At 64.3% G+C, this 10,731-nt stretch carries 14 protein-coding genes; 5 read left to right on the forward strand and 9 right to left on the reverse strand.

Features of this window, described 5'->3' with window-relative positions; genetic code table 11:
* Nucleotides 1–134 precede the first annotated feature (134 nt).
* Together FJV77_RS17300 and FJV77_RS17305 are read left to right on the forward strand one after the other, a co-directional pair.
* Nucleotides 135–497 carry a hypothetical protein gene (locus tag FJV77_RS17300; RefSeq protein ID WP_112559985.1) on the forward strand — a complete coding sequence of 121 codons (363 nt, stop codon included), beginning with the start codon at nucleotides 135–137 and terminating at the stop codon, nucleotides 495–497.
* Between the two features lie 129 nt (nucleotides 498–626).
* Nucleotides 627–1,112, forward strand: coding sequence for a hypothetical protein (locus tag FJV77_RS17305; protein ID WP_142867981.1), 486 nt, complete (start codon nucleotides 627–629; stop codon nucleotides 1,110–1,112).
* Between the two features lie 26 nt (nucleotides 1,113–1,138).
* On the opposite strand, the gene FJV77_RS17310 is transcribed toward FJV77_RS17305, so the two are convergent.
* The 5 genes from FJV77_RS17310 to FJV77_RS17330 are packed head-to-tail and all read right to left on the reverse strand — an operon-like array spanning nucleotide 1,139 to nucleotide 3,514.
* Nucleotides 1,139–1,444: an urease subunit beta gene (locus FJV77_RS17310; RefSeq protein ID WP_142867982.1), complete on the reverse strand. Its 306-nt coding sequence runs from the start codon at nucleotides 1,442–1,444 to the stop codon at nucleotides 1,139–1,141.
* A gap of 8 nt (nucleotides 1,445–1,452) precedes the next feature.
* Complete coding sequence (locus FJV77_RS17315) at nucleotides 1,453–2,046, reverse strand: HupE/UreJ family protein (protein ID WP_142867983.1); 594 nt, start codon at nucleotides 2,044–2,046, stop codon at nucleotides 1,453–1,455.
* A 27-nt stretch (nucleotides 2,047–2,073) separates the two neighbouring features.
* The gene (locus FJV77_RS17320; RefSeq protein WP_142867984.1) at nucleotides 2,074–2,328 is read right to left on the reverse strand and encodes a DUF1272 domain-containing protein; all 255 of its coding nucleotides are present in this window, start codon (nucleotides 2,326–2,328) and stop codon (nucleotides 2,074–2,076) included.
* Between the two features lie 10 nt (nucleotides 2,329–2,338).
* Nucleotides 2,339–2,641 carry an urease subunit gamma gene (locus FJV77_RS17325; RefSeq protein WP_023671228.1) on the reverse strand — a complete coding sequence of 101 codons (303 nt, stop codon included), beginning with the start codon at nucleotides 2,639–2,641 and terminating at the stop codon, nucleotides 2,339–2,341.
* Nucleotides 2,642–2,671: 30 nt separating this feature from the next.
* A complete protein-coding gene (locus FJV77_RS17330) occupies nucleotides 2,672–3,514 on the reverse strand; it encodes an urease accessory protein UreD (RefSeq protein WP_142867985.1) in 843 nt (280 codons plus the stop codon).
* 214 nt (nucleotides 3,515–3,728) lie between these two features.
* Between FJV77_RS17330 and FJV77_RS17335 the strand changes: the two genes are divergently transcribed.
* The 3 genes from FJV77_RS17335 (at nucleotide 3,729) to FJV77_RS17345 (ending at nucleotide 6,037) form a co-directional block, all read left to right on the forward strand.
* Nucleotides 3,729–3,983: an acyl carrier protein gene (locus FJV77_RS17335; protein WP_142867986.1), complete on the forward strand. Its 255-nt coding sequence runs from the start codon at nucleotides 3,729–3,731 to the stop codon at nucleotides 3,981–3,983.
* Nucleotides 3,984–5,192, forward strand: coding sequence for a beta-ketoacyl-[acyl-carrier-protein] synthase family protein (locus FJV77_RS17340; RefSeq protein WP_142867987.1), 1,209 nt, complete (start codon nucleotides 3,984–3,986; stop codon nucleotides 5,190–5,192).
* A gap of 140 nt (nucleotides 5,193–5,332) precedes the next feature.
* On the forward strand, nucleotides 5,333–6,037 hold the full coding sequence (locus FJV77_RS17345) for a glutathione S-transferase N-terminal domain-containing protein (protein ID WP_142867988.1): 705 nt from the start codon (nucleotides 5,333–5,335) through the stop codon (nucleotides 6,035–6,037).
* Between the two features lie 88 nt (nucleotides 6,038–6,125).
* On the opposite strand, the gene FJV77_RS17350 is transcribed toward FJV77_RS17345, so the two are convergent.
* From FJV77_RS17350 to FJV77_RS17370, 4 genes are all read right to left on the reverse strand, one after another.
* Nucleotides 6,126–6,476 carry a hypothetical protein gene (locus tag FJV77_RS17350; RefSeq protein WP_142867989.1) on the reverse strand — a complete coding sequence of 117 codons (351 nt, stop codon included), beginning with the start codon at nucleotides 6,474–6,476 and terminating at the stop codon, nucleotides 6,126–6,128.
* A gap of 85 nt (nucleotides 6,477–6,561) precedes the next feature.
* Nucleotides 6,562–7,182: a nucleoside triphosphate hydrolase gene (locus tag FJV77_RS17355; RefSeq protein WP_142867990.1), complete on the reverse strand. Its 621-nt coding sequence runs from the start codon at nucleotides 7,180–7,182 to the stop codon at nucleotides 6,562–6,564.
* An 89-nt stretch (nucleotides 7,183–7,271) separates the two neighbouring features.
* The gene (locus tag FJV77_RS17360) at nucleotides 7,272–8,363 is read right to left on the reverse strand and encodes a hypothetical protein (protein ID WP_142867991.1); all 1,092 of its coding nucleotides are present in this window, start codon (nucleotides 8,361–8,363) and stop codon (nucleotides 7,272–7,274) included.
* A gap of 358 nt (nucleotides 8,364–8,721) precedes the next feature.
* On the reverse strand, nucleotides 8,722–10,533 hold the full coding sequence (locus FJV77_RS17370; RefSeq protein ID WP_142867992.1) for a methyl-accepting chemotaxis protein: 1,812 nt from the start codon (nucleotides 10,531–10,533) through the stop codon (nucleotides 8,722–8,724).
* Between the last annotated feature and the right edge of the window lie 198 nt (nucleotides 10,534–10,731).

Genomic DNA, 10,731 nt, shown 5'->3' on the forward strand with positions numbered 1-10,731 from the left:
ATCGTCGCCATCCAATGGTCATGCAATGACCCGCTCGGTGACACCTTCTGATCCCATTTGGCGGTTGAGGTGGGCGTGCCACCCTGAACCAACCGTTTGCCAAAAACTTGGCCCAATCGATGGAAGGAATATCCATGCGCAAAATCATCGTTCTTGCAGCCGCCGCAACGCTCGCCTCCGCGACAATTGCCGGGGCCCAGCAGCAGCCGGCGCCGCAACCGAAACCAACCGCACCTAGCGCTCAGCCGGCGGCGCCGGCGATCCAGAGCGTCAACATCGTCGATATCACCGAGCTGCCTGAGGCCACCCAGACGCAGGTCAACCAGGTGATCGCCAAGCGCGGCGATGCCGGGCTGCAAAAACTGCGCAGCTCGATCGATGCGACACCACAGCTCAAGTCGGCGCTCGAAGCCAAGGGGCTCACCTCGGCACAGGTTGTCGCCGCCAGCATGACCACCAATGGCGCGCTGACCCTGGTCACCAAGAAGGCGAGCTGACGACAGCGCCTGGCGGGCCGATGTCCGGCCCGCCGGCCCTATCGCGGAGGGAACCTTCGCCGGACGGGAGTCGTTTGGCTTCTTTGGCGCCGAACGGCGTTGCGCAGAAAAGTTCGCCGGGAGCGATCTATGCCGACCATTCCCTTTGCCGACGCCAGATGGCTCCAGACCATAGCGACTTGCGTGTTCCTCGCGGCCTACGGACCGCCTGCCGTGCAGGCCGTTGAAAGTGCGGACACCGTCAACCGGATCGTCGGCTCCGATGTCCGGCAGGAGGAGACACGGACGGCGACGCAGACCAAGAAGATCATCTCCGCGATCGAGCGGACGCGTGAAAACATCGGCACCGTGCGCAAGACATCCAAGCTCGACAGCGTCGATATCGTTTTCCTCACCGATGCGGCGCGTAGCGAGGGCGGCCCGCCGCCGGCTGTCGAGAACAAGGTCAAGGAGCACCAGGACGACATTACGGAATTGCGCGAGGAGATCGAGGCCAACGCCTTGCTGTTCAACGCGATCGATTCCAGGCGCGTGCTGGCCCAGGACGTACTGGCCGTCGAATTCGACGATCCCGGAAGGCTCGTCATCTATGCGGCCGCCAAGCCGCCGAGCTGAATTGGAGACGCTCGACGCCGTCGATCTCACAGTCTGCCCATGATTTTCTGCTGAAAACCGTAGACCTCGCGTTTCCCCCCGAGCGGCACCAGCGTGACGTCGCGCTGCTGTCCCGGCTCGAAGCGCATCGCGGTACCGGCGGCAATGTCGAGACGCATGCCGCGCGCTTTGTCGCGATCGAATTTCAACCCCTCATTGGTTTCGAAGAAATGGTAGTGGCTGCCGACCTGGATCGGCCGGTCGCCGCTGTTGGCGACTTTGAGCGTCACGGTCGGCAGACCCTTGTTGAGCTCGATGTCGCCGCTTGCGGTGATGACTTCGCCGGGGATCATCTCAGGCCTCACAGAACGCCGAAGACCATGCCGACGCCGACCGCAGCACACGCCGCACCGGCAGCGCGGGCAAGGCCGCGAAAGCGCATGCCGAGACCGAGGCCCGCCGCGATGCCTATGGCATGGAGAAGCGCGGTGGCGACGGCAAAGCCTGCCATATAGCCAAGCCCGCCGGCATTTTCCGGCACTTCGGTGCCATGGGCATGGCCATGGAACAGCGCGAACAGGCCGATGATGGCGACGCCGGCCGAGACCGGCAGATCGACCGCCAGCGCAACCAGCAGGCCAAGAGCGACGACGGAGGCCAAAATGCCCGGTTCGACGAAAGGCACCGGCACATGCAGCATGCCGAGCACGCCACCGGCCAGCATGACACCGACAAAGGCGAGCGGCCAGGCCCAGATCGCCTTGCCGCCCTTGAGCGCGGCCCACAGGCCGACGGCGATCATCACCGTCATGTGGTCGAGCCCGGACAGCGGGTGTGCGAAGCCCGCCGCGAAGGACGAGGTCGTGCCGATGCCGACATGGGCATAGGCGGGCATGGCCGCCGCCAGCAGCAGGATTGCGGCGAGCGTGGTGCGTTTGGTCGAAGCGGAGATCATCGGTCTACCTTCCAATTCAGGATACAATCACGCGACCTTGCGGGGACCGCAGCCTTCGGCCTTGAGCACGCGGCTGGTCGATGCCGGATATTTCTTCAGCTTCTCTGTCGGCCGGATCGGCCTGGCCGAAAAATTGCCACCGCAGTTCGGGCAGACGCCACCCAGCACGTTCTCAACGCAGTCGGCGCAAAAAGTGCATTCGAAGGTGCAGATCAGCGCATCCATCGCTTCCGGCGGCAGGTCCTTGTCGCAGCATTCGCAGTTGGGCCTGAGTTCAAGCATGTTTTCCTCTTCACCTGATCGGTTCGTGCACGGTGACCAGCTTGGTGCCGTCGGGAAAGGTCGCCTCGACCTGCACGTCGTGGATCATCTCGGCGATGCCTTCCATCACCTGCGCGCGGGTGATGACATGGGCGCCGGCCTCCATCAGTTCGGCGACCGGGCGGCCGTCGCGGGCGCCCTCGACGACGAAATCGGTGATCAGCGCGATTGCTTCGGGGTGATTGAGCTTGACGCCGCGTTCCAGCCGCTTGCGCGCCACGATCGCCGCCATGGCGATGAGCAGCTTGTCCTTTTCACGCGGCGTAAGGTTCATGCGCTTTCCTGGATTTGGCCTGGATTTGGTTCAGAGTGACCATAATTTGGGCAGACCGGCCCGCCCGTTGAGCAGTTCGACGAGCGGAACCAGCCGCTTGCGCAGCTGGTAACCGTCCTCGGCAAACAGCCTCGCAAGAAGCTTGCCAGATTGTTGCACGCTCCAGGCGCTGGCATCGCCATTCGTGCCGATGATGTCGCGGGCCGACTCGAGCAAGGCTTCGGCCTGCGGTGAAACCATTAGCAGCGTCGCCACGGCAATGGCGCCGCCGGCAACCGCCGGGCGGCGAAGGGCGGCTGCAATCGCAGGTCCGATGCGGAAATCCTCGGCATGAATGAGCGCACCGTCCTGGCGGACCCGCCAACGGTCGTGGAAATGGCCGTGCGCGGCCTGTTCGCCCATGGCCAGGCGGCCAAAGACGGTGGCCTCGAGCAGCAATGCCTCGGCGCCTGCTTCAAGCTCGACGTCGAGGGTGCGGGCAAAGGCCGAGCGGTCGAAGACGATGGTTTCCTGCGGCAGCCAGGCAATACGGCCATCCGCGCCGACGCTGAGCTTTACCCGCACTTCGGCACGGTCGCCTTCGGCGCGATAGATCTTTTCGCAAGCCTGGGTGGTTATGGAAGCGGAGGCACCTGGCCCGATATCGATCTCCCAGCCAAGCCGATCGCCGCCGGTCAGCCCGCCCGCGGTGTTGATGAGCACGGCTTCGAGCGGATCGGCCGCGACCGCCGGCATGCGGATCTTGGCCGATCCATCCTGATAGAGGCGCGACAGCCTGGTGCGGCCGGCGCTGACGCCGCATGCAAGCCGGGCCGCACCAGCGACGCGCTGGGCCGGCAGCACCGGGGTCAAGCCATGTTGCAACGTATCCATCGCCCCAACGTTAAGCACTCCGGCTGCTTTGTCGATATGTAGCTTGTTGATATAGCTTGTTGCTTGACAGCGTTTCCGTTTCTATAGAGGGAGCCTCTTTGGAACGGTCATGCCGCGCCTGGCGGGGTTTTGAAGGCGACGGCGATTTTCAGTCCAGGCAACAGGGCGCCAACCAATCGGCACCGTGAAATGATAAAATTGGGGAAGGAAACGAATGGCTGACGAGCTGGCAACGGAAATCATCGCCAAGATCAAGGCACATGCAGAGCCCGGCGGCGAAGAGATCACCACCAATACGGAATTGACCGCGCTTGGCATCCATTCCCTGGAACTGACCGAGATCATCTTCGATCTCGAGGAGCAGTACGGCATCGAGATCGAGATGAACACGGTCGATGCCTGGAGCAATCTGAAGAATGTCGGCGACATGGTCGAGGCTGTTCGCGCGCTGATCGCGAAGAAAGCCTGAATGCACAAGCGCGTCGTCATTACCGGCATAGGCGGCATATGCGGCCTCGGCACCAATGCGCCCGCGATCTGGAACGAGATGCGCGCCGGACGTTCCGCCATCGGCCAGATCGACAATCCGCTGCTGCATGATTTGAAGACCAAGGTCGGCTGCGAAATCAAGGCGATGCCCGACCATGGCATCGGCCACAGGCAGACGGTGTCGATGGACCGCTTCAGCCTGCTGGCGGCGATTGCCGCGCGCGAGGCCATGCAGCAAGCGGGGCTCACCACTGACGAGGCCACCACCAGGCGGATGGGCACGGTTGTCGGCGTCGGCGTCTGCGGCTGGGAGGCGATCGAGGAAAATTATCGCGCCATCCTGATCGACGGAAAGAACCGGGCAGGCATCTTCACCGTGCCGAAAGTGATGCCAAGCGCCGCGGCCGGCCAGGTCAGCATGGTGCTTGGCCTGCGCGGCCCGGTGTTCGGCGTCACCTCGGCCTGCTCGTCCTCCAATCACGCCTTTGCCTCGGCGGTCGACCAGATCCGGCTGGGCCGCGCCGACGTCATGGTCGCCGGCGGCACCGATGCGCCGCTGGTCTGGGGCATTCTGAAGGGCTGGGAAGCGCTGCGGGTGCTGGCGCCCGACACTTGCCGGCCGTTCTCGGCCGACCGCCAGGGCCTGTCGCTGGGCGAAGGCGCCGGCATGGCGGTGCTGGAAACCTACGAACACGCCATGGCGCGCGGCGCCGACATTCTGGCCGAGATTGCCGGCGCCGGGCTTTCCGCCGATGCCTCCGACATCGTCGCGCCGACCGTCGAGGGTCCGACGACGGCGATGCAGGCCTGTCTTGCCGAGGCCGGGCTTAACCCCGAGGACGTCGACTATCTCAACGCCCACGGCACCGGCACCAAAGCCAACGACCAGATCGAGACGGCGGCGATCAAGCGCGTGTTCGGCGACCACGCCTACAAGCTCTCGGTGTCGTCGACCAAGTCCATGCATGCCCATTGCCTCGGCGCCTCGGGCGGCCTGGAGATGATCGCCTGCGTGATGGCGATCCGCGAAGGCATCGTGCCGCCGACGGCCAATTTCCGGCAGGCCGACCCCGATTGCGATCTCGACGTCACGCCCAATGTGGCGCGCGAGCGCAAGGTGCGGGCGGCGATCAGCAACGGTTTTGCCTTTGGCGGCACCAATGCCGTGGTGGCGTTCAAGGCGGTCTGACGGCAAACGGCTGACCCTTGACCGCTGGTAAACACGGTGTGTGCACCGCCGGCCGGTTGATCGGCAAACACGTGGCGGATAATCCTTCGCAACCCGCCGAACGGCGCGACGCCAGCGCCAAATTCCCGACCGGAGCTTCGATGACCGACCTGTCCGCTTTTCCGATCACCAAGCGTTGGCCGGCCAGCCATCCCGACCGCCTGCAGCTCTATTCGGCGACGACGCCGAACGGCGTGAAAGTGTCGATCGCGTTGGAAGAACTCGGCCTGCCCTACGAGGCGCATCTGGTCGACATCGGCAAGGACCAGAGCTGGACGCCGGAATTCCTGGCGCTGAACCCGAACGGCAAGATACCGGCCATCATCGATCCCGATGGCCCGGGCGGCAAGCCGTTCGGCCTGTTCGAATCGGGCGCCATCCTGCTCTATCTCACCGACAAGACCGGCAAGCTGATCCCGGCCGACCCGGCGCGGCGCTACGAAACCATCCAGTGGGTGTTCTTCCAGATGGCGGCGATCGGGCCGATCTTCGGACAGGTCGGCTTTTTCAACAAATTCGCCGGACGCGAGATCGCCGACAAGCGACCGCTGGATCGCTACCGCAACGAGTCGCGGCGGCTGATCGGCGTGATGGAGACAAGGCTGAAGGGCCGAAAGTGGATCATGGATGACGATTTCACCATCGCCGACATTTCGATGCTGGGCTGGGTGCGCAATCTGATCGGCTTCTACGAGGCGCGGGACCTCGTCGGCTTCGACGATTTCCCCACCGTCGCGGCATGGCTGGAACGCGGCTTGGCGAGGCCGGCCGTACAACGCGGCCTCACCATCCCCGCCAAGGCCTGATGATCAAAGCCGCTTGAAAGCGGCTCCGACCTCTTTTGCTTGACGCAATTCCGGACGGAAACCGCTTCACACTTTTCCTGGAATTGCTCTACTTTGCCTTGGCTTTGCCCTTGGAACCGCCTCTGCCGATCACAGACGAGGCGAGCGAGGCCGCGCCCCTGGCGGTGGCGACAACCGCGCCGGCGGCAACGTTGGCTACATTGCGCATGGTGCCCACCGAGCTGCCGCTGGCTGCCGGCTTCTTGGCCTTGGCAGGCTTTGCCGCCGCCTTGGCCGCTACGCCCGGCACCACCTTCTTCGGCGCCGCCTTGCCGAAAGCCGGCTTTACATCCTTGGAACGCGCCGCAATCGCCGGGCCGGCGCCTGCTTTTGCCTGGGTGGCTTTTGCCGGCGTTGCCCTGGACTTGGCGGCTGCGGGTTTTCTTGCCTTGGTTGCCATCGGACGAAATCCCTCTGTGGCAGAATTGCCTCGTCCGCGATAACGACCTGAAAGTCTTAAGGTTCCCGTTCGGAAATCCTGAGAATTAAGCGGGATCGCCCACAACCAGGTCGGCGGACCTACGTCGGCCTAGCACGCGGTCGATATTGGGCATGTCGTTGGAAGCGATCCAGGCGCGGGCGTCTTCGTCGGAACGGCCATGCTCGTGCCAGCGCTCCAGCAGGCGGCGCTCGAGTTCGGCGCGCGGCACATCGACAAAGATGGTGAAGTCGAACAGCGGCGCCAGCCGCGACCACGGCTCCTCGTCGAGCAGCAGGTAATTGCCCTCGACCAGGATGAATTTGGCCTCGGCGGCAACGATGGACGCCGCGGCGCGCGACAATTCCATGTTGCGGTCGAACACCGGAATGGCGATGTCGGGCTCGCCCGAACGAATGCGCTTCAACAGCGTCTCAAAACCGGCGAAATCGAAGGTTTCGGGCGCGCCTTTTCTTGGCCGCAGACCGCGCTGGTCGAGCACGATGTCATCATAGTGAAACCCGTCCATCGGCACGACTTCCGAAGCGCCTTCCGGCAACAGATCATGCAGGCCGGCCGACAGCGTCGACTTGCCGGCGCCGGGCGGGCCGGCAATGGCGACGATGAAGCGCTTCGCCTTGCCGGCGCGCTTGAAGATGGTGGCGGCGAGATGGGCGATTTCGGACATGAGAGCCTTTTGGCAGCCGGATGGTTCCAGCCCGCATCTTGGCTGCTGTTGGCGGAAATTTCAAACCCTGAACTTGCGATGCCGGAAGGCTATGCTGACTTGCCGATGCGCAGGAAATCGCTGTCGAAAGCGACGTCGCGGGTCGAACCGTCGGCTGCAGTCACGCGCATATGCCCATCGGCCGTCGCGATATCGCGCGGCGGCTCGCCGCCTGCCTGCCGCAGCGCGCCGATGACATGGCGGAAGGAGACTTCGCCGCCGAGCGCAAAGGCGGTAGCCACGCCTTCGCGCTTCAGCCAGTTGTCGCCGATGGAGGCGGCATGGCCGACGGCGGCGCGGCCATCCTCGATGCCGAGCACGCCGCGATGGCGGCCGCTCCATGGCGCGTAGTCGCGGCCGCCATTGCTGAACCACAGCATGGTGACCGGCAATTCGGCCGGGTTCTTCAGCACCAGCACCAGATCCTGCTCGGCCCGGCGCGCCAGCGCCGTCCAGCCCGGGCCGCCATGATCGGCCTCGACCATGGTGATGAAATCCTCGCGCTGATCCTCCATGCGGTAGTCTGTGAGATCGAGCGTGCCGCCGCCGGCGGCCGGAAAGCGCGTCAGATCGGCCGAGCGCGCGGGATAGGCAAGCTTGAAGCGGCCGCGGGCCGGATCGGGCTCTAACGGTGTGTCCAGCGTCGCGGCAAAGCGCTTGGGTGAAAAGGCCAGCCGGCCGCCGTCGCGCATTGCCGTCATCGGATGGTGAGCGGCGGAAACGGCACCCGAGCCGCCGGAAAAGACATGTTCCTGGTAGAGGAACGGATGGCCATCGCGCAGGGTGAAAATCTTGTCGACCGTGGCGCCCATCACCGTGCGGCGCAAGCGGAAGACCGCCCGCCAGCCGTCTGATGTCGCCTCATTGGAGACGACATCCCAGCCGCTGTTGGCAGGCCAGCCATGCAGCGGCGCGGCCTCGATATCGCTCGCCGAAAACGGCGCGCACAGGAAATCGCCGGACAGCCGCACCGTGCCCTCGGGCAGGTCCGGCGGCAGCGTCTCGCCGGCATCAACCCAGGGCGCGCGGTGCAGTGCTTTCAGCTGGCGGCCATCGCTGTCGACGGTCATGTCCGCGATATGGCCGACGGTAAGGTCGACCGTGACCGAGATGCCTTTTGCCTTGATCGTGACCGTATCCATCCGTGCACCTGCTGATTCTGATGGCAGCGAACAGACCCGCTCCGCGCAGCTCGCGCAAGCGCAGCTTCCGGCATTTTGCATCAGACCAGTTCGCTGCCCATCATCGAAGGTGGCTAACTTATCGAAGGTCAGCGCCGCCCCTCACCTGCCTGCCGGCATCCTCTCCCCGTATAGTGACGGGGAGAGGGCGCTTGCGTCGCGACTTTCGCCAATCACCAGCGCTGCAAGAAGGGCGCCGGCGTTGCGGCCAGCCCCTTTCTCCCCGTCACTATACGGGGAGAAATGCCCGGCAGGGCAATGAGGGGCGGCGCAAACGGTCGGAACGGCAAGGCATATAGACCAAGACCGGCCCCGCCCCCTACTGCCGCTTGTATTCCCGCACCGGCGACTTGGTGCCGTCGGTGTAGGTGACCTGCACCGCCATCGAGGTCACGCTGTCGGCGACCTTGAAGTAGGGCTGGTAGTCGTAGGGGATGGCGTAGGGATCCTTCTTGTCGCAAGGCGGCAGCTTGATCTCCTTGTCGAGCGCGGTGCCGTTCAGGCTGTAGCGCACCTCCTTGATGCCGCAACGGAACGACAGCATCTGGGAGAAGTAGACCAGGCCATGATTGCCGCTGGCATCGAAGGCGATCCACGACGTCCAGAACTGGTCGAGGATCTGCTTGTTGCCCTGCTGGAGGGCGGCTTCCGGATCGAAACTTATGTTGAACGGCCCGGTCTCGCGGCCCCTGAGATCGAGATATTTTACCCCGATGACGGTTGCCGTGGTGCTGTCGGGCAATTCGAAGCTTGGATTGGGCATCGGCTTGCCGGTGCGCTGGTCGTTCATCGCCATCAGCCCGGTATCGGTGAACGGACCGGACTCGCCCAGGCGCCAGGAAATGCCGGTTGCCGCCTCGGGCAGCGAGATGGAGATCGTCCAGCCGGCATTGGAGCGCATCGGCGTCAGCGACGGGGCAAAGCGGGCGGGGTCGAGCACGTCGCCAAGGGCCGTTAGCCGGCTGCGGCTATGGTCGAGCCAGTCGGCAAGTTCTCGCTGGTCGACGAAATATTTGAGCAGCCCGCCATCCTTTTCGTAGGAGACGAATTTGGTCAGCGCGGTCGCCTCGCTGCGCTTGTCGGACAGCGACTGGGCGCCGAGGCGGTCCTCGGAAAACTCCTGCGCCAGCAGATAATAGGCCGGCGCGAAATCCGGATTGGCCGCGATGAAGGCGTTGAGCTTGTCGGGGCGCTGGGTGTCGTCGAACTGCATGACATGGACCAGCTTGATCGACAGTGCCTTGGCCTTGTCGGCAAGCTGGCCGAACACTTCGCGCGCACCGGCCTTGCCGTCCTGCACGCGCAACAGCGTGGCAAAGCGGGTGTAGGGGTCAACGGCGTCGACATCGAAGCCGGCAAAGGCCAGATAGGAGCGGCGGGCATTCAGCATATCGCCCGAAAGTTCGTAGACGCGGGCATTGTGGTAGAATTCGTCCGGCCGCTTCGGCTCGGCGATCGCTCCGCCTTGCGCGGCCAGCGCGGCAAAGCCCTTGGCGATGGTGTCGATGGAGGCGGCGATCTGCTCGGTGGTCGCCTGCAGCTTGTCGGCCTGCTCGGCCTGTTTCTGCTGGCCGGCGGCGAGCGTTTCGGTGGTCTGCTTGACCTGATCGACGGTCTTTTGCGTCTGCGCGCCCTGCTCGGTCTGCTGCTGCTGGTTGGAGGCGATCTCCTCGGTCTTTTTCGCCACCGCATCGGTCGATTGCTTGACCTGGTCGACGGTCTGCTGCGTCTCGGTCACCGTCTGCTCGATTTTGGCCACCCTGGCCGAGACGATGCCCAGCTGCTGCTGCAGCTGCGCGATGGCCGGCACCAGGCCGGCGATTATCCCGTTCTGCGAATTGGTCTGCTGTTGCAGGCCGTAGACCCCGCCGGCGACGGCGGCAGCGCTGGTGGCGAAGATCAGCGCCGGCAGCGCCTTGGGGGCGAGCACCAGCCTGAGCACGATGGCGATGGCGATGATGGCGGCGGCAACCGAGGCGACCAGCGCGATATAGGCGGCGAAGGGCGCCAGCGGATTGAGAATGTCGGAAGCAGCACCACCGATGAAGGCGACGCTGCCGGCCCATTTGCCGGTGCGGCTGAGCGAAGCCCTGATAAGAGATGGCGCGGCCGCGCCGATGTCACCGGTCATTGTCAAATCCCCCAAGCAATTGCCGCCTCTATATCAGCAGCGTGATCCCGCAGGCAAAACAGGACAGGAAACAGGCGATTTCGGGGCGGAATGAGTGCGAATTCCTCGCCCCCGCCAAAGCGGGGGAGAGCGACTATCTGGGGTGTCAAGTTGCATTTGCGAATTCGGTTCTCGCGTCGCGTGCTTTTGCATTGAGGA

The sequence above is a fragment of the Mesorhizobium sp. WSM4306 genome, from assembly GCF_007003975.1.
Classification (GTDB): Bacteria; Pseudomonadota; Alphaproteobacteria; order Rhizobiales; family Rhizobiaceae; genus Mesorhizobium.

Bases quoted from the DNA above. Each gene is read 5' to 3' on its own strand.
- FJV77_RS17370 (WP_142867992.1), bottom strand. From the start codon at position 10,533: ATGACCGGTGACATCGGCGCGGCCGCGCCATCTCTTATCAGGGCTTCG.
- FJV77_RS17320 (WP_142867984.1), bottom strand. From the start codon at position 2,328: ATGCTTGAACTCAGGCCCAACTGCGAATGCTGCGACAAGGACCTGCCG.
- FJV77_RS17315 (WP_142867983.1), bottom strand. From the start codon at position 2,046: ATGATCTCCGCTTCGACCAAACGCACCACGCTCGCCGCAATCCTGCTG.
- FJV77_RS17325 (WP_023671228.1), bottom strand. From the start codon at position 2,641: ATGAACCTTACGCCGCGTGAAAAGGACAAGCTGCTCATCGCCATGGCG.
- FJV77_RS17355 (WP_142867990.1), bottom strand. From the start codon at position 7,182: ATGTCCGAAATCGCCCATCTCGCCGCCACCATCTTCAAGCGCGCCGGC.
- FJV77_RS17305 (WP_142867981.1), top strand. From the start codon at position 627: ATGCCGACCATTCCCTTTGCCGACGCCAGATGGCTCCAGACCATAGCG.
- FJV77_RS17335 (WP_142867986.1), top strand. From the start codon at position 3,729: ATGGCTGACGAGCTGGCAACGGAAATCATCGCCAAGATCAAGGCACAT.
- FJV77_RS17310 (WP_142867982.1), bottom strand. From the start codon at position 1,444: ATGATCCCCGGCGAAGTCATCACCGCAAGCGGCGACATCGAGCTCAAC.
- FJV77_RS17345 (WP_142867988.1), top strand. From the start codon at position 5,333: ATGACCGACCTGTCCGCTTTTCCGATCACCAAGCGTTGGCCGGCCAGC.
- FJV77_RS17330 (WP_142867985.1), bottom strand. From the start codon at position 3,514: ATGGATACGTTGCAACATGGCTTGACCCCGGTGCTGCCGGCCCAGCGC.
- FJV77_RS17360 (WP_142867991.1), bottom strand. From the start codon at position 8,363: ATGGATACGGTCACGATCAAGGCAAAAGGCATCTCGGTCACGGTCGAC.
- FJV77_RS17340 (WP_142867987.1), top strand. From the start codon at position 3,984: ATGCACAAGCGCGTCGTCATTACCGGCATAGGCGGCATATGCGGCCTC.
- FJV77_RS17300 (WP_112559985.1), top strand. From the start codon at position 135: ATGCGCAAAATCATCGTTCTTGCAGCCGCCGCAACGCTCGCCTCCGCG.
- FJV77_RS17350 (WP_142867989.1), bottom strand. From the start codon at position 6,476: ATGGCAACCAAGGCAAGAAAACCCGCAGCCGCCAAGTCCAGGGCAACG.